Source organism: Pseudomonas sp. PSE1(2024), assembly GCF_050990555.1.
Classification (GTDB): domain Bacteria; phylum Pseudomonadota; class Gammaproteobacteria; order Pseudomonadales; family Pseudomonadaceae; genus Aquipseudomonas; species Aquipseudomonas aphyarum.
This window is the reverse complement of sequence record NZ_CP158967.1, coordinates 1,695,672-1,713,618: the sequence shown is the minus strand read 5'-3', so window position 1 is coordinate 1,713,618 and position 17,947 is coordinate 1,695,672. Positions and strand designations below refer to the sequence as shown.

The window sequence follows — 17,947 nt, the reverse complement described above, 5'->3', positions numbered from 1 at the left end:
TCAGTGGTCAGCCAAACATCGCGAACGCATCACTGTTAGCCGGCAGATTGATGGTCTGCTTATCGGCTGTCACGATCTGCTCGATGGTGTCGGAACCGGCAAACCAGTCCTTCAGGCGCACGCCCTCGTCTGGCGTCTGACCGGCTGAAACGCTGTAACGGTGCAGATAGAGGTCATCGCCGACACGGTCGACTTGCAGTTCCGAAGCGCGAATGTACGACAGCACAATCTTGTCGCCACGGCTGGTGCCGTTGTCCTGAAGGGTGACCAATGCCGAAGTGTCGATTGTGTAGGTATCGTCACCTTCACCACCGAAGGCCGAACCGCCGGACTTCAGTATCAGATTGTCATTGCCTTCACCACCGTCGGCCATGCCATGAAACACGGTGATGGTGTCATCGCCCGCTTCGCCATACGCGCGGCTGCCGGTGTCGTTGGCCGCGGTGAGAATCGTGTCGTTGCCATTGCCGCCGTAGAGCGTGTCAGCCTGAGCTCCTGCATTGGGTGCCGAACTGGCTAACGGCCCGGCCACGGAAACCAGGCCTCCATAAATGAAGTCGGCACCATCGCCGCCATAAATCACGTCGTTGCCGGTGTTGCCCTCAAGAAAATCGACGGCCGAACTTCCGGTCAACGTATCGTTGAATTGGCTGCCGATCACTCGCTCGATATTGAGCAGCACATCACCTTGAGCATCGCCGCCTTCGTTGACGCTGGTCTGCAGATTGATGTTCACAGCGGCCTTGCTGTTGATGTACCAGGCGGTGTCATGCCCTTCACGCCCATCGATCAGGTCCGCACCGGAGCCACCGATGAAGTTGTCACCGAATGCCGTTCCGGACAGGGTGTCGTTGAAATTGCTGCCCTGGAAAAACTCGATTCCGGTGTAGGTATCGCCGGCCGCGTCACCCGCATTGACCTTGGTTTTCAAATCAATGGTGACAGCGCTATCGGATTGCTCGTAGCTGACCATGTCCATGCCCAGCAACCCGTCAAAGGCCATGGCCGCGCTGTCAGCGATGAAAATGTCATCGGCTATCGTGCCGCTCAATCCCTCGATGCTGACGTAGGTATCACCGGCTGCAATCCCGGAGTGGATCCCGGTTTTCAGGTTGATGGTCACGCCGATGGTGGTGTCGGTGTAGCCGACCGTGTCGAATCCGGCTCCACCGATGAACCGGTCGGCACCGGCACCGCCATAGAGCGTGTCGTTGCCGGAACCGCCGGTGATGATGTTGTCGATCGCATTGCCGTAGCCCGTGAAGGCGCCAGTACCGGTATACGTCAGAATTTCGACGTTAGCCCTCAGACTTTGCTGTCCGAATGTCGTACGCACCTCGTCAATGCCACCGTCGACCTTCTCGATCACCTCGCTGACATTGGTGCCATTGATGTAATAAACATCGTCACCCGCACCGCCTTCCAGGGTCATGGTCCCGCCCGCGACATAGAACGTGTCGTTGAACGCTGTGCCGATCACCTTCTCGATGTTGGTCAAGGTGTCGCCCTGAGCATCTCCACCGATGCCGGCACGGCCGGTGCCACTGGCTACGAGTTCGATGTTGATCGCTTCAGCAGACGTTGAATAATCCACCGCATCTGCCAGCCCGTCACTACCGTCAAAAGCAAACACCCGGCTGTCGGCAACAAAGATGTCATTGACGCTCGATCCCTTGATCACCTCGATGTCGGTGTAGGTATCCCCCGCTGCAATCCCGGAATTGACCCCGGTCTTGAAGTTGAGCGTTACACCCACGGTGCTGTCGGTGTAGTCCACGGTGTCTCTGCCCGCACCACCGATGAATTGGTCCGCGCCAGCGCCGCCCTGGAAAATATCGTTACCGATGCCGCCCGTGATGATGTTATCGCTGGCGTTGCCAAATCCGGAAAAGTTGACGGTTCCGGTATAGGTCAGTCGTTCGACGTTGGCCGACAGGTATTGAACTTCATAATTGGTACGGACCTCGTCATTTCCGCCGCCAGCCTGCTCGATCACCGTGGCGACCCGCGTACCGTTGATGATGTAAACATCGTCACCTGCACCGCCTTCGACGGTCACGGTCGCGCCCGCGACGTTGAACGTGTCGTTGAAGGCCGTGCCAATCACCTTCTCGATGCTGGTCAAGGTATCGCCCTGAGCATCACCACCGATGCCGGCACGACTGGTGCCACTGGCTACGAGTTCGACATTGATCGCCTCGGCAGACGTCGAGTAATCCACCACGTCAGCCGCTCCGCCACTACCGTCAAAAGCAAACACCCGGCTGTCGGCAACAAAGATGTCATTGACGCTCGATCCCTTGATCACCTCGATGTCGGTGTAGGTATCCCCCGCTGCGATCCCGGAATTGACCCCGGTCTTGAAGTTGAGCGTTACACCCACGGTGCTGTCGGTGTAGTCCACGGTGTCTCTGCCCGCACCACCGATGAATTGGTCCGCGCCGGCGCCGCCCTGGAAAATATCGTTGCCGATGCCGCCCGTGATGATGTTATCGCTGGCGTTGCCAAATCCGGAAAAACTGGCGGTTCCGGTGTAAGTCAGTCGTTCGACGTTGGCCGACAGGTATTGAATTGCATAATTGGTACGGACTTCGTCATTTCCGCCTCCAGCCTGCTCGATCACCGTGCTGACAACGGTGTCGTTGATGATGTAGACATCGTCACCCGCACCGCCTTGCAGGACCACGGTACCGCCCGCCACATTGAACGTGTCGTTGAACGCGGTGCCGATCACCTTCTCGATGCCGGTCAAGGTGTCGCCCTGAGCATCACCACCGATGCCGGCACGGCCGGTACCATTGGTTACGAGTTCGACATTGATCGCCTCGGCAGACGTCGAATAATCCACCACGTCAGCCGTACCGGCGCCGCCGTCAAAAGCAAACACCCGGCTATCGGCGACAAAGGTATCGTTGCCGCTCGAGCCGAGGATTCGTTCAATGCCGGTGTAGGTATCGCCCGCCGCGATGCCGCTGTTGACACCGGTTTTCAGGTTGATGCTGACGCCGACAGTACTGTCGCCGTAGCTGGCGGTATCGATGCCGGCGCCACCGATAAATTGATCGGCGCCCGCGCCTCCATAGAACAGATCGTTACCGACACCACCGGTAATAATGTTGTCGCTGGCATTGCCCCAGCCGACGAATGCCCCGGTGCCGGTATAGGTCAGACGCTCGACGTTCGCGCTCAGGTAGATCTGGCCGAAGCTGGAACGCACCTCGTCGTCGCCACCACCTGCCTGCTCGATCACCGTACCGCCATTGTCGAGGATGTAGACGTCATTACCGGCGCCGCCTTCAAAGGTGAACGTGCCCTTCTGCGCCGTGAACGTGTCGTTGAATGCGCTACCGATAACCTTCTCGATATTGGTCAGGGTATCGCCCTGGGCATCGCCGCCGGTACTGGCAAGACCTGCAAGGTTTACATTGACCGCCGCTGAGGACGCCGAGTAATCGACGGTATCGGCGTTTCCATCACCACCATCGATCTTGTCAGCTCCGGCACTGCCCCTGATGAGATCATTACCCGCCAGACCGTTGATCTCATCATCACCCGAAGTACCGTTCAGCGTATCCGCGCCGCTTGTTCCGTTTATGACTGCCATCGTTTCTTCCTTGCCTTTGTATGAACCGGTACCTGTCAGCGTGGCGAACGCACTTGATCGCGGCGCACCGCTCGTTAAGCGAATCTGTTGATATCGACAGAAAAATCCCAACGCTTGAGTGCGCCGACAAAAAAAAGTATCGCGATTGATACAAATACGTTTTTTGCAGCGCAAAAAAACAGGCGACTCGAAAGTCGCCTGTTTTGCAGAGGGTCATGCGCGAGCGGATCAGTCCGCCAGCCAGCCCGCTTCCCAGTACCGCAGGTTGTCGCCGCGCAGTACGTAGTCGCGCAGTACGACTTCACGCAGCTCATCACCCATGCGATAGCTGGCGTCCGGGTCGGCCAGGTGCATGCGGATCGCTTGCAACCACTCATCCGTGGAGTTGGTCTTGATCCGCGTGCAAGGCAAATAACCGCGATAAGCCTCGGTGTCGGTGCAGATGACCGGGTAGCCGCAAGCGCCATACTCCAGCAGGCGCAGGTTGCTCTTGCAGTCGTTGAAGATATGGAACTCCAGCGGTGCCAGGGCCAGGTCGAGGTTGAGGCTGGCCAGTTTCGCCGGGTACACGTCGAGGCCGATCACGCCATGGAACTCATGCATGTACGGACGCAGATCGTCCGGGCACATGCCGAAGAACACCCAGTCGACCTCGTTCGCCAATTCGCGAACCACATCGGCGATGACAGCAAGGTCACCGTGGTGACTGGTGCCGCCACCCCAGCCGACCCGCGGTTTTTTCGACGTGCGGCGCTGGCTGCGCAGGTCTGACCACAGGTGTTTGGCCAACATGTTCGGAACAACGCGAATATCGTTGTGCATGCTCGACAGCGCATTACCCAGCGGTGCCGTGGACACCACGACCCGGTCGCACATGCCGATCGCACGACGTACCAGCGCCTCCATCTCATCCTTGCCCGGCATGTTGCGAATGTGGGCATTGCGATGGGGAACATGGATCACGTAATCGTCGAGCTCGTAGATCCGGCGGGCATTCGAATATTTTTGCAGGCTCGGAATCTCGTTGATCGGGCCTTCGGAATATCGTCCCTGCAAAATGATCACGTCCGGCGACTGACGCTCGACCTCAATGATCGTCGGCAGGTTGTAGTGAATACGCCCCAGCGCCCGGCCGGCCGCTTCCAGCTCGATCAGCGGTTGCGTCACGCGGTAGTGACCGATGGCCGATGCGTTGACCGGCAGTGCGAGGATTTTCGGCAACTGCGGCTGCGAAAACGGGCTCCAGCCCGTGCGCAACCCCGGATCGAGACGGAAGCTTGACCCGACAATCCCGTTCAATGACAGGTTGGCGTTGTACGCAGGATCGCGCGCCACAATCGGCAGCCAGCGCTTGTAGAAGACTTCCTGCTCCTGACTGTGCAACGCCACTTCAGCGTCGCTCGCCGCCACGACCGGCTGTGCGCCGAGTGCCAGTTGGGCGAATGGTGTCCAGACCACCAGATAGCCTTCCTGACCAACGCGCAGGCACAGGTCGACCTCGTGCAGCGACTGCGCCAGGTTCTGCTCGTCAAGCCCGCCGACCGCATCGAACACCGACTTGCGCACCATCAGGCAATCGCTGCCGACTGCGCTCAGATCCTGAGCGACCAGCAGTCGGTACATGTAACCCGTCGCGTGCATCGACTCGCCGTAAAACGGCACACCCGCCGGCCCTTGCAGGCCGAGAATCAGACCGGCATGCAACACCCGGCCATCCGGGTTGAAAATCTTGGCACCCACCACGCCGACTTCCGGGCGCTGTGCGTGATTGAGCATTTCCGCCAGCCAGTCACCGTGGGTGATCACGCTGTACGGATTGAGCAGCAGCACATACTCGCCACGAGCATGGCTGACCGTGACATTGCGCACCGCCGCCGCATTGTCCTGCAGCGGGCAGTCGAGGACGCGAATCCGCTCGCTGCCCAATTGCGACATGCCGTCAAACCAGGCCTTCGCCTCGGCGCTCTGGCTGCCGTTGTCGACCAGCAACAACTCATATTCGCCGTAGGTGGTTTTCTCCAGCAGACTCTCGACACAACGCTGAACGGCCGCCGTCTGATCCTTGCTGACGATGACAATCGACACCAGTGGCTGGCTGGCGTGGTGGTAGTTCACCCGATTGAGCAAAGCCGAACTGCCCCGACGGATCTCATGCGAGATGCCCAGACGGTGCAGGTGTGCTTCCAGCAATTGCGCGTTGTTGTCTGCCAGTTGCGGCTCCGACAGCCATTTGGCCAGATCGAATGCCGACTCCAGCAGAATCTCCGAAATGTGGCCGACCGCCTGCAAACCGTCGTTCTCGACCATGCGCAGCAATAAGTCGTGCGGCGCCAGTTCGCCAAGGGCGGAGTCGAAACCACCCAGCGTCAGGAAGCGTTCACGCTCGAATGCCAGCGCCCTGCCTACGTACGGATAGCTGCGCATCAGGTCCAGGTTGAAATCCGGCTTGAACACGGGCTCTGTGGATTCGCCCTGGCTCAACCCGCCTTCATCGCTGTACAGACACATCAGCGTGCGCGAAAGCGCAATGCGCTCAGCCATCACCAACAACGCCGGCACGACCAGACGATCACCGGCACGCAGCAGATAGAACCAGTCAGCGCCGTCCAGTTGCGGCAACAGTTCATTGAGCTGCTGGCGCCAGTCATCCTGTAGCGGCATGCGCACGACACGCTCATCCAACTGCGCTTCGCTGCACGATGCCGACAATACGAGGGTCAGCTCAGGCACATACTCCTGGGCTGCGAGCGATTGAAGCGTCAACTCCAGGGCAGAAACGCTGTCCTGCTCGTCGATGATCACCGGCACGATCTTCGGAATGCGCGGCCAGTTGGCCATCGTCTCCGGCAACAGCTCGCGCTGCCCTTCTGTCAGGCTTCGGCACGCCAGCCATTGTGCGTACAACTGAGCAAAACTGACGCTGGCGATACCGACGTGCCAATCCTGGGTCGTCTGCTTGGTGCCCAGAGTCCGGCTCAACGGCAACTCTTCCCAGACCCGAGGCGACTCCTGCGCCTTGGTGACCGGCAAATAACGCACCCAGCCCGGCGCAGGCGCTGACTCGCCGCTGCGAGCCTTGAGCATCTGGGTCAACCATTGCCGTTCGACCATTGTCGCATCGCGCATCGCTTGCTGAGCGCTCAAGCGCTCGGGGTACAGGCGCTCGACGCTCAGAATGTGATTGGACACCACCATGTTGGCGCGACGCAGCAGGCACACATACAACGCAAAATCCAGGGAAGCGACAAAACAATGGCCCGGCTGTGTCAGGGCCGGCAGCAGCTCCAGCACATCGGCTCGACGGAACAGGGCATTACTGAAGCCGCCAAGAATATTGACCGGGAAGTTTTCGAAAATGGCCAGCAGGTCTTCGCCCTTGAACAGGCCGGACACCGGAGACAGCGGAGTATTTTCCAGACGCGAAGGCAGCGGCAGATCGTCGGCATCCCAGAACAGTCGCTGGGCCAACACCAGATTGACATCTTTCTGATCGATGAGCGTTTGTGCCTGACTTTCGATGCACGTGATAAACAACTGATCGTCGTCGCACAGGAACTTGATGAACTCACCCTGCGCCTGTTCCAGGCACGCCTGGAAGTTGCCGACCATCCCCAGAGTGTGCGGATTACGCACATAGCGCACGGCAAACCCGGTTCTTTCGACGGTCGATACGACAACCGCTTCGATCTCGTCGCCACGGCTGTCGTCGCAGACAATGATCTCGAGATTGCCGTAGCTTTGGCTCACGGCACTGTTCAAGGCCCGTTCGAAAAAACGCGGATTGAAGGCAGGAATGACGAGGCTGACAAGGGGGAGTGAATTCACGGCGGACTCGCAAGCGGCGGGAACCCGCCCGGAACAGCGAGCCCTTTGAAACCGCAAAAAAAAGACGATTGATACAGAGCGGTCAGAGCAAACGGGCGCTTGCGCGCCCGTTCAGGATCAGATCTTGTTGAACAGGCCCAACTGAGAGATTTTGCTGAACGCCAGTTGCGAGGCCTGCAGCATGGTCTGCTGCAAGGTCAGGCGGGTCATCACTTCGGCCGGATCCGAATCACGGATCGTGCCCTGGGTGGTGGCGTTTGCCAGCTGCAGGCTCTGGTTGGTGGTGCTCTGGTCGTCCAGCGACTGCCCGCGGGCACCGATGGAGGTCACCGCGCTGCCGATCTGGTTGGCGGCGCTGTCGATGTTGCCGAGACCGGCTTCCATGGCACCCTGGAATTTCTGCTTGGCCACCGGATCACCGTCGATCGGGGTGTTCAGCGCCGTGACCATCTGGCCCAGGGTGTCGAGCACGTTCTGGGTCTGGTGGTTGTTGGACTGGATCGAGAACTGGTCACCGGCCGCCGGCGTACCACCGAGGGCGAAGGTCACACCCGCTGCCGTGGCGTTGCCGCCAGCCACGGTACCCGACGAGATCGGCTTGCTGTCGGCAGTGACAGGCGCAGCGTACAGGTCGAACGCGGTGGCGCTGGTGAACTTCAGGACCGCGCCGCCGCCGGACGGGAAGGCCGCTGTGTAGGCCGCCTGGTCGGTCACGCTGGAACCGGTGATGACCGCGGTCGACGGGTTGCCCGGGCTGCGCGCGGTGGTAAACGAGTCCGGCGAAGCCGACAGCTGGAAGCTGTGGCCGGCAATGACTGCGTCCGGGTTGGTATCGCCGGTCTTGAGGTTGATGTTCAACTTCATGTCGACGCCACGGAAGCTGACCGTCTGGTTCGCGCCGTTGCTGTTGCTGATCAGACCGTTCTGGCTGGCCTCGGAAGTCACGTCGTTGCCCAGGGCATCGGTGATCTTCAGCTGAGTGCTGCTGATGAAGTCCACGGTGTAAGGCTGACCGGCCGTAAACTTGGCGTTGTAGGTGGCGGCGGTGCCGACCGTACCGTTGGTCAGCACCACGCGACCGTCATCGACGAGCGGAGCCGTCATTGTGGTCTGGGTACGACTGGTGTTGATGGTCTGCTGAAACGCATCCCAACCGGTGGTGTTGGTGGCGACCGACATACCGTCGCCAATGCCCAGGTTGATCTGGGTCTGGTCACCGTTGTAGGTGTAAGTGCCATCGGCGTTCTGCGAGTACGGCGCGGTATCGGTCTTCGAGCCGGAGAACAGGTAATTGCCGTTGGCATCCTTGGAGTTCATCAGGCCCAGCACTTGTTGCTGGATCTGGCTCAGTTCGGCGGCGTAAGCCTGACGGTCCTTATCGGTGGCGATGCCGTTGTTGGCGGCCAGTCCGATTTCCTTGGCGCGCTGCAAGGCATCGGTGATAGCCGTCAGCGTGGATTCCTGAACAGTCAGCGAGCTCTTGGTGGTATCGATGTTGCCTTTGTACTGATCGAGCATCGCGGCCTGCTGGCCGAGCTTCAGCAGGCGACCGGCACCGATCGGATCGTCGGCAGCGGTGTTGATGCGCTGCAGGCTGCTGGCTTCGTTCGCGGTCGCGACAGCCTTGCTGTAGTTGCGCTGATATTGAGCAGCTTGCGTCGCGTAATACTGAGCGGTGGAAATGCGCATGAATTACGACTCCTTAAAGACTGTTGATCAGCGTGGCGAAGGTTTCCTGCGCAGCTTTGATGATCTGCGAAGACGCTGTGTAGTACTGCTGATACTTGACCAGGTTGCCGGTCTCTTCGTCCAGGTTGACCTGAGACAGCGAATCACGCGCGCCTTGCGCCTGATCCAGAATGGCCGTGGTGGCTTCAATGTCGGACTTGCTTTGAGCAGCCTTGGTACCGACGTTGGTCACCAGCTTGTTGTAGGCGTCGGTCAGGCTGATGCCCTTGCTGCCCGAGCCGGTGTCCACGGTCTGCTTGGTCTGCAGGCCGACCAGCGCCTGGGCGTTGCGGTTGTCCGAAGACGCCGCGCCGGTCAGGCTCATGGTGAAGGTTTCGCCGGCTTTCGGCGTCGCGCCCACGGTGGTCTGCACGGTGAAGGTTTTCTGCACGTTCGGCGTGACGCTGGTGTCCATCACTGGAGCGCCAGTGGAGTCGACCATGCCGATCTTCAGGTTCAGGGTGTTGGCCTGCCCCGGCACGATGGTTCCGCTGCCGATGGTGTTGCCCTTGGCGTCGACCATGTTGTACGACTGGCTGCCGCTGGCGACCGCGCCGAATACCAGTTTGACCGGGGTCGAATACTTGAGCGCGTTCTGCAACTCGGCCTGGGAGGTCGGGTTGTAGATGTCGATGGTGTCGGTCAGCGTCGGCTGGGTGTAGGTGCCGGAGTTATTGGTACTGGCCACGCCGGTCAACGGTGCCGCCGCCGCGATTTTCTTCGGGTCGGTGAGCACGGTCTGGATGCTCGAGGCCGCGCCACGGGTCGGGGTCACCTTGAAGGTGTCACCGGCGCTCAGGGCACCGCCATTGAGGGCCAGGGTGAAGCCGTCGATCACCGGAGGCGGCGTGGTCGTGGTGCTGAACGAACCCATGTCGGTGCCGTCCGAGCGCTTGACCGTGTAGTTGGTCGCGCTGGTGAAGGTGACCTGGTAATCGTTGGTGGTCAGCTTGCCGGTGTCCTTGATGGTGACGTCAAGGTTGCCCGAACCCGCACTGTTGCCCGCCTGGGCAATGCTGCGCTGACTGATCAGCGCGGCACTGTTGATGTTGTTGAAAATCGCTGCGCCGAAGTCACCGTTCTTGTCGATGCCCTGGGCTTGCTGACGGTTGACCTGATCGGCGATCACCAGCGCTACACGGCCCAGTTCGTTGAGCGACGGGTCGAGCACTTCCTTGCGATAGCTCAGCAGACCGCCGATTTCGCCACCACTGATCACCGAAGTGATGTCGATGGTGCTTGAACCGCGATCCATCTGGATGCCCATGCGCGACGGGTCATCCTTGCTCGGCACAGTGCTCAGGGTGTTGGTGGTGTTACCGACAACCAGCGGCTGACCGCTGCCGACGTAGACGTCGAAGCTGGTGCCGCGCTCGACGACCTGCGCGCCGACCAGTTGGGAGAGCTGGCGCACGGCTTCGTTACGGGTGTCGAGCAGATCGTTCGGCTGACCGCCGCTGGTGGAAATCTCGCCGATCTTCTGGTTGAGATTGGCAATCGAGGTGGCCAGTTTGTTGACCTGAGCCGCCATGTCGCCGAGGTTGCCGTTGAGCGTGGTGTTCTGGTCGTTGAGCTGCTTGGCCAGGGCGTTGAAGCGGCTGGTCAGGGCTTGCGCGCCGGTCAGCACCGATTGACGGGAAGTGTCGTCGGTGGCCGAGGTCGATACGCCTTGCATCGAGGTAAAGAACTTCTGCAGCACGCCGGTCAGGCCGGTGTTGGTGTCGGACAGCGAGCCGTCCAGTGCGGTCGCCTGTGCGCCATAGGCGGCGGCTTCGCTGCTCAGCGAGGTGGCGGTGTGCAGCTGCGATTCGAGGTAGGAGTTGTACACCCGGCGCACGTCGGCGAGGGTCGTACCGGTACCGATGAACACGTTACCGTACTGAATCGAGGACTTGGTGCCCTGCACGGTTTGCTGGCGTGAATAACCGGCGGTGTCGACGTTGGCAATGTTGTTACCTGTCACAGCCAGAGAGGACGAACTCGCGGCCAACCCCGACATCCCGATATTGAGCAAACTCATGATTCAAACCTTACCTTGTGTTTATAAGGGCGTCGTTGAAACGCCGGCCGCAGCGTAGTTCTGATTTACCGTCATCTGCCTGGCAATCTGCGAAATCTTCGTCGCGTAGTTCGGGTCGGTCGCGTAACCGGCCTTCTGCAATTCGCGTACAAACTGTTCTGGGTTATCGGCCGACTTCAGTACATCTTGATAGCGATTATTGCTCTGCAGCAAAGTCACCAGATCGTGGAAGCTGTCCTTGTACGAGGCGTAGGAACGGAACTCGGCCGTCTCCTTGACCATCTGCCCGTTGCGGAATTCGCTGGTGATCGCCCGGGCCGAATCGCCCTTCCAGTTGCTGCTGGCCTTGATGCCGAACAGGTTGTGACTGCTGCTGCCGTCCTGGGCGCGCATGACCGATTTGCCCCAACCGGTTTCCAGCGCCGCCTGAGCCACCAGATAACGCGGATCGACGCCAATGCGTGCGGCGGCTTCCTGCGCCATCGGCAACATGGTGTTGACGAACTGGTCGGCGTTGCTGAACGCGCGCTTGGCCGGTGCCAGAGGAATCTGCGCCATGGCACGGCCGTAAATCTGCATCTGCCCGCCAGAGGCCTTGTCCGCCTCGGCGCGGTCCAGCCAGTCGCCGTTGTACAGCGGACCGGAACCGGTAACAGCGGCGGTCGCGGCGCGTTGCGGCAGTTGAGTGGCCGCTGCCGGCGTGGCCGACGGCACCAGACCTGCGAGCAAGCGATCCGCCAGTTTCGGCGGCAACGCCAGACGACGCTGGTTGATCATTTCCATGTCGTTGCGATGGGTCAGCTCGGTGTTCGGCGCATGCACCGAGCGCGACGCCCACAGCGGACGCTCGCCATTGAGTCGCGACAACGGGCCATTGGTGGCCACGGTGCCGGCGGCAATCGGCGTGGCCACGGCAGCGGCCTTGGCCTTGGCTTCTTCCTGCTTGGCGGCGGATGCGGCCGCAGCCTCGCCCGGCGCCATCGGTTTGTTCTTCGACATCTGCTTGATCAGCACGTCGGCCAGGCCGATACCCCCGCCCTCGCGGGACATGGAGACCGCCAGTTGCTGGTCGTACATTTCCTGATACTGCTTGGCGGCCGGCGTGTTGAGCGGGTTGTCCTGACCCAGCGCTTCAGTGGCCGAACGCATCGACTTGAGCATTTCACCGAGGAACAGCGATTCGAATTCCTGCGCGACCTTGCGCATGTTTGCGTCGCTGTTCTTGTCGCCGACCTTCAGCTGGTTCAAGCGATTGAGGTCGGAGTACGAACCCGAATCGCTGCTGCTGACCAGACCGCTTTTGCGCATATCCATGGTCGCCGTCCTCAGATCACGATCAGGTCGGCTTGCAACGCGCCGGCCTGCTTCAGTGCTTCGAGGATCGCCATCAGGTCACCCGGCGCTGCGCCGACCTGGTTCACCGCCCGGACGATCTCGTCGAGGGTGGTGCCCGGGCCGAACTTGAACATCGGCTTGGCTTCCTGTTCGGCATTCACCCGCGAACGCGGCACCACGGCGGTCTGGCCGTTGGACAGCGGGCCCGGCTGGCTGACGATCGGGTCTTCGGTGATGGTCACGGTCAGGCTGCCGTGGGTCACGGCGGCCGGCGATACCTTCACGTTCTGGCCGATGACGATGGTGCCGGTACGCGAGTTGATGATGACTTTCGCCACGGCCTGACCCGGATCGACTTCGAGGTTTTCCAGGATCGACAGGTAGTCGACGCGCTGGCTCGGATCGAGCGGCGCGGTCACGCGGATCGAACCGCCGTCGATGGCCTGGGCGACGCCAGGGCCGAGCATGTCGTTGATCTTGTCGACGATGCGCTTGGCAGTGGTGAAGTCGGAACGGTTCAGGTTCAGTGTCAGGCTATTGCCCTGGTTGAAACCGCTCGGCACCGAACGCTCCACCGATGCACCGCCAGGGATGCGACCGGCCGACGGAACGTTGACGGTGATCTTCGAACCGTCACGACCTTCAGCGTCGAAACCGCCAACCACCAGGTTGCCCTGAGCGATGGCGTAGACGTTGCCGTCGATACCCTTGAGCGGGGTCAGCAACAGGGTGCCGCCGCGCAGGCTCTTGGAGTTACCGATGGACGACACAGTGATGTCGACTTGCTGACCCGGCTTGGCGAACGCCGGCAGATCGGCACTCACCGATACCGCCGCAACGTTTTTCAGCTGCACGTTGCCCGATCCCGGCGGCACCTTGATGCCGAACTGCGAGAGCATGTTGTTGAAGGTCTGCAGGGTGAACGGGGTCTGCGTGGTCTGGTCGCCGGTGCCGTTAAGACCGACCACCAGGCCATAGCCGATCAACTGGTTGGAACGCACGCCGGAGATGCTGGCGATGTCCTTCAACCGTTCGGCTTGTGCATTGAAGGCCGCCGACAACAGGAACGCGGCCACCATGAGACTTCTGAAATTCAACGTAGCCACCTAGAAAGGGAACAGCGGGCTGAGGAAGAAACGGTCGAACCAGCCTGGCTGACTCGCATCGGCGAACGAACCGGTGCCCGAGTAGGTGATGCGCGCATCGGCAACCCGGGTCGAGGACACGGTGTTGTCGGTGGCGATGTCATCGGCCCGCACGAGACCGGCGATCCGCACCAGCTCGTCGCCGGTGTTGAGGGTCATCCACTTCTCGCCACGCACGGCGATGATGCCGTTGGGCAACACGTCGGCGACGGTCACGGTGATCGAGCCGGTCAGGGTGTTGCCCTGGGCGGCCTTGCTGTCACCTTTGGTCGCGCGGTCGCCTTCGTAGCTGGCGCTCAGGCTCAGGTCATTGCTGCCGATCGGGTTGTTGGTGGTCGCACTGCTGCCGAACAGCGACGTCAGACCGATGCCGGTCTTGCTGTTCTTGGCCACCTGCGAGTTGGCGTTCTTGCTGGCCTGGGTCCTTTCGTTCAGGGTGATGGTGATGATGTCACCAACCCGGAACGCCTTGCGGTCGCTGTACAGGTTCTGCTCGAAACCGGCCTGATAGATCGAGCCGTTGTTGGCGGCCGACGGCAACGGTGTGCGCGGCAACACCGGGGCGTAGTAAGGATCATTGGGCTTGGGCGTCGGAGCGACGCAGCCCGCGAGCGAGACGACCCCACTCAATGCCACAACAGATACAAAGCGCTTCATGACCCTTACCTCACGGTGTTGCAGGCGACCTCATGGCCGCCTCATAGACTTGATTACAGATTCTGCGTTACGAACGAGAGCATCTGGTCGGCGGTGGAGATCACCTTGGAGTTCATCTCGTACGCGCGCTGGGTGGTGATCATGTTGACCATCTCTTCCACGGTGCTGACGTTGGAGGTTTCCAGGGTGTTCTGCAGGGTGGTGCCGAAACCGTTCAGGCCCGGAGTACCGACTTGCGGTGCACCGGAAGCGGCGGTTTCCAGGAACAGGTTGTTGCCTACCGCTTGCAGACCGGCCGGGTTGATGAAGTCGGCGGTTTGCAGGTTGCCGATCACTTGCGAAGCGGCGTTGCCGGCCACGGTGATCGACACGGTGCCGTCACGGCCTACGGTGAAGGTCTGGGCGTTGTTCGGGATGACGATAGCCGGCTCCAGAGCGAAACCGCTGGCGTTGACGATCTGGCCGTTGGAGTCGAGGTGAAAAGTACCGTCACGGGTGTAGGACGTGGTGCCGTCCGGCTGCAGGATCTGGAAGAAACCGCGACCGTCGATAGCCATGTCCAGCGGCTGCTCGGTAGTTTGCAGGCTGCCGGCGGTGAAGTTTTTCTGGGTGCCGACGATGCGCACACCGGTACCCACTTGCAGACCCGACGGCAGTTCGCTGTCCTGGGTCGACTGGGCGCCTGGCTGACGCTTGATCTGGTACAGCAGGTCCTGGAACTCGGCGCGGTCACGTTTGAAACCCGTGGTCGACACGTTCGCCAGGTTGTTGGAAATGGTGGTCAGGTTGGTGTCCTGGGCGGACAGACCGGTTTTGGCAACCCATAGAGCCGGAAGCATTCGATTCTCCTCGTGCGCCTGTTTTACGGCGCGACGTTCTGATAATTAGCTGATCTGCAAGACCCGAGCCATGGCCTGGTCGTCGTCTTTGGCGGTGTTCATCATCTTGACGTGCAGTTCGAACTGCTTGGCCAGGGCCAGCACCGACGTCATTTCTTCCACGGCATTGACGTTGCTCGACTCCAGGAAACCCGACACCAGTTTGACGTTGGCATCGGCCGGCGCAGGCTGGCCGTCCTTGGTGTAGATCGAACCGTCCAGGCCCTTGTTCATGTTCTTGATGTCCGGGTTGACCAGCTTGATGCGATCGACTTCGGCCATGACGCGAGGGCCCTCGCCCATCGCACGGATGCTGATGGTGCCGTCTTCACCGACTTCCACCTGCTGCTCCGGCGGCACGGCGATCGGACCGCCGTTGCCCATGACCGGCATGCCGTTGCCGGCACGCAATACGCCAAGGGCGTCGATATTGAGGCTGCCGGTGCGCACGTAGCTTTCACCGCCATTAGGGTTCTGCACGGCGATCCAGCCGTTGCCCGACACGGCCACGTCGAGGTCACGGCCGGTCTGCACCAGCGAGCCCGGCGTGAAGTCGGTGGCGGGCCGTTCGCTCATGGCAAACGCACGCGCCGGAAAGCTGTCACCGAACACCGGCATCGAACGCGCCTGTTCCAGGTCGCGCTGAAAACCGTTGGTGGAGATGTTCGCCAGGTTGTTGGCATGAGCCTTTTGCGCCAGTGCGTTCTGGCTGGCGCCGGTCATTGCCACATAAAGGTACTTGTCCACACTCTTTCCTCTGCATGCCGGACGTTTGCCGCCCACCGCTGTACTGCTGAGCCATAAGCAATTTGCAGACCAACTTTTTTCTGGCGGCCGAGGGCCCGGTAAACAAAGGACTTGAGGGATTTTGTGGAGAGGAAGGAAATGTATCGAAGACGAAAAACCGGCGGTGTCATGCCGCTTGGCGGCAAACACCCGATCCGGCCATGATCACTCGGACGCGTCCTTGCCGACTTCATACTCACGCAGCTTGTTGGCAATCGTGGTGTGCGAAACCCCGAGCCGCTTGCCCAGCTGCCGGCTGCTCGGATGCTCTGAATACAGTCGCTCAAGCACCGCTTTCTCGAAGCGCCCGACAATCTCGTCCAGCCCGCCTTCGAGGGAGAAATCGCCAAGCGGCTGACGCACGCCGTAATCCGGCAGGCGAATGTGCTCGGCCTTGACCGTGCCGCCTTCGCACAGCGAAACCGCCTGGAACAACACGTTCTCCAACTGCCGCACATTGCCCGGCCAATGGTAATGACTGAGCCGGTCCATCGCCGCCGGCGCCAGTTTCGGCAACGGGCAGCCGATCTGCCGGCTGGCCTGATCGAGGAAGTGTTCCACCAGCGGCGTCAAACCGTCGAGGCATTCGCGCAGTGGCGGGATGTGCAGCGACAGCACGTTCAAGCGGTGATACAGATCCTGGCGAAACTCGCCGCGCGCGCACAACTCCGACAGGTCGACCTGGGTTGCGCAGATCACCCGCACGTCCAGGTAAACCTCTTCATCACTGCCCACCCGCCGGAAGCAACCGTCCTGCAGGAAGCGCAGCAATTTCACCTGCAAGCGCGGGCTCATTTCGCCGACGCCATCGAGGAACAGCGTGCCGCCCGCCGTCAGCTCCAGCAGCCCGAGCTTGCCTTCGGCGCGCGCGCCTTCAAAGGCACCGGGGCCGTAGCCGAACAGTTCGGTCTCGGCCATCGACTCCGGCAGTCCCGCGCAGTTGAGCGCCATCAACGGCGACTGACCGCGCGGGCTCGCCAAATGGCAGGCCCGTGCCAGCAATTCCTTGCCAGTGCCGGTTTCGCCCTCAATCAACAACGGCGCATCCAGCGGCGCCATGCGTCGCGCTTCACGCACCACCGCCGCCATCACTTTCGAGCTCTGGAAGATGCTATCGAAGCCACGCAACTCTTGTTTGCGCACGTTATAGATGCGCTCGCCGACCCGGTCCGCGCGGTGCAGGGTGAGCACGGCACCGGCCATGGCCTCGCTGTCGTCGTGTTCCGATTGCAGCGGCGCGATGTCGGCCAGAAAGATGTCGCCCTTGACCTTGACCCGCATGCCGTTGATTCGCGATTTGTTGGCGCGCACCAGTTCCGGCAGGTCAAAATCTTCGGCGTAACGCGACAACGGAATCCCCGGCACCTCGTCCACCCGCACCCCGAGCAACTGCGCCGCCGCACGGTTGGCCGCCACGATGGAGCCGCCCATGTCGATCGACAGCACCGGAAACTCCAGCGCACCGAGCAGCGCATTCAACTCCATGTGCCGCCGCTCGCTGGGCATCAGCCCGACCCGCTTGACGCCGAACACCCCGGCAATCGCCTCGAACTTCGGTCGCAACGCCTGGAACTGAATGTTGATCAGGTTCGGGCAATGCAGGTAGATCGCGTTGCCATGCTCACCGCCCACCTCGCCACGGGCGACGTTGATCCCGTACTCCACCAGCAGATTGAGAATGTCGCGCAGGATGCCGATGCGGTTCTGGCAGTGGACTTTGATACGCATATAAAGGCCCGAAACAGGTGAAGAGGCGGTCTGACGCCGGAATTTTCTGCGCAGCGCGCAAGATAGTCGTCAAGATTATGTGACAGCCATCGGCCTTTTCAAACCCGGCAGTCACCGCAAACACGACTTATCGCACGAAGCGTAACGAAAATTTTACGAATTAAAGAGACTTTTCCTACTCAACTGGTCATCTACCTGCTGCAACAACGAACGTTCCGGGGTATTTCTCAGTCCATCGCAG

At 60.8% G+C, this 17,947-nt stretch carries 10 protein-coding genes; all 10 read right to left on the bottom strand.

Going from position 1 to position 17,947, the window contains the following annotated elements:
* Positions 1 to 7: 7 nt before the first annotated feature.
* Entirely contained in the window at positions 8 to 3,604 is a 3,597-nt protein-coding gene (locus ABTV87_RS07715; protein WP_085605739.1) for a beta strand repeat-containing protein, read from the bottom strand.
* Positions 3,605 to 3,832: 228 nt separating this feature from the next.
* The gene (locus ABTV87_RS07710; protein ID WP_085605737.1) at positions 3,833 to 7,429 is read right to left on the bottom strand and encodes a glycosyltransferase; all 3,597 of its coding nucleotides are present in this window, start codon (positions 7,427 to 7,429) and stop codon (positions 3,833 to 3,835) included.
* Between the two features lie 117 nt (positions 7,430 to 7,546).
* On the bottom strand, positions 7,547 to 9,118 hold the full coding sequence (locus ABTV87_RS07705) for a flagellar hook-associated protein 3 (protein WP_433899215.1): 1,572 nt from the start codon (positions 9,116 to 9,118) through the stop codon (positions 7,547 to 7,549).
* Between the two features lie 13 nt (positions 9,119 to 9,131).
* Complete coding sequence (gene flgK, locus ABTV87_RS07700; RefSeq protein WP_433899214.1) at positions 9,132 to 11,177, bottom strand: flagellar hook-associated protein FlgK; 2,046 nt, start codon at positions 11,175 to 11,177, stop codon at positions 9,132 to 9,134.
* 21 nt (positions 11,178 to 11,198) lie between these two features.
* Entirely contained in the window at positions 11,199 to 12,491 is a 1,293-nt protein-coding gene (gene flgJ, locus ABTV87_RS07695; protein WP_433899213.1) for a flagellar assembly peptidoglycan hydrolase FlgJ, read from the bottom strand.
* Positions 12,492 to 12,502: 11 nt separating this feature from the next.
* Positions 12,503 to 13,591: a flagellar basal body P-ring protein FlgI gene (locus tag ABTV87_RS07690; protein ID WP_039765528.1), complete on the bottom strand. Its 1,089-nt coding sequence runs from the start codon at positions 13,589 to 13,591 to the stop codon at positions 12,503 to 12,505.
* Between the two features lie 27 nt (positions 13,592 to 13,618).
* Positions 13,619 to 14,314: a flagellar basal body L-ring protein FlgH gene (flgH, locus tag ABTV87_RS07685; protein WP_085605729.1), complete on the bottom strand. Its 696-nt coding sequence runs from the start codon at positions 14,312 to 14,314 to the stop codon at positions 13,619 to 13,621.
* 53 nt (positions 14,315 to 14,367) lie between these two features.
* Positions 14,368 to 15,153 carry a flagellar basal-body rod protein FlgG gene (gene flgG, locus ABTV87_RS07680; protein WP_007958342.1) on the bottom strand — a complete coding sequence of 262 codons (786 nt, stop codon included), beginning with the start codon at positions 15,151 to 15,153 and terminating at the stop codon, positions 14,368 to 14,370.
* 45 nt (positions 15,154 to 15,198) lie between these two features.
* Complete coding sequence (locus ABTV87_RS07675; RefSeq protein ID WP_007958343.1) at positions 15,199 to 15,939, bottom strand: flagellar basal body rod protein FlgF; 741 nt, start codon at positions 15,937 to 15,939, stop codon at positions 15,199 to 15,201.
* A 204-nt stretch (positions 15,940 to 16,143) separates the two neighbouring features.
* Positions 16,144 to 17,706, bottom strand: coding sequence for a sigma-54-dependent phenylalanine hydroxylase transcriptional regulator PhhR (locus tag ABTV87_RS07670; protein WP_007958344.1), 1,563 nt, complete (start codon positions 17,704 to 17,706; stop codon positions 16,144 to 16,146).
* Positions 17,707 to 17,947 lie beyond the last annotated feature (241 nt).

Excerpts from the sequence above, each read along its gene's own strand:
- ABTV87_RS07715 (WP_085605739.1), bottom strand. The coding sequence starts at position 3,604 with ATGGCAGTCATAAACGGAACAAGCGGCGCGGATACGCTGAACGGTACT.
- ABTV87_RS07705 (WP_433899215.1), bottom strand. The coding sequence starts at position 9,118 with ATGCGCATTTCCACCGCTCAGTATTACGCGACGCAAGCTGCTCAATAT.
- flgK (WP_433899214.1), bottom strand. The coding sequence starts at position 11,177 with ATGAGTTTGCTCAATATCGGGATGTCGGGGTTGGCCGCGAGTTCGTCC.
- flgJ (WP_433899213.1), bottom strand. The coding sequence starts at position 12,491 with ATGGATATGCGCAAAAGCGGTCTGGTCAGCAGCAGCGATTCGGGTTCG.
- ABTV87_RS07690 (WP_039765528.1), bottom strand. The coding sequence starts at position 13,591 with ATGGTGGCCGCGTTCCTGTTGTCGGCGGCCTTCAATGCACAAGCCGAA.
- flgH (WP_085605729.1), bottom strand. The coding sequence starts at position 14,314 with ATGAAGCGCTTTGTATCTGTTGTGGCATTGAGTGGGGTCGTCTCGCTC.
- flgG (WP_007958342.1), bottom strand. The coding sequence starts at position 15,153 with ATGCTTCCGGCTCTATGGGTTGCCAAAACCGGTCTGTCCGCCCAGGAC.
- ABTV87_RS07670 (WP_007958344.1), bottom strand. The coding sequence starts at position 17,706 with ATGCGTATCAAAGTCCACTGCCAGAACCGCATCGGCATCCTGCGCGAC.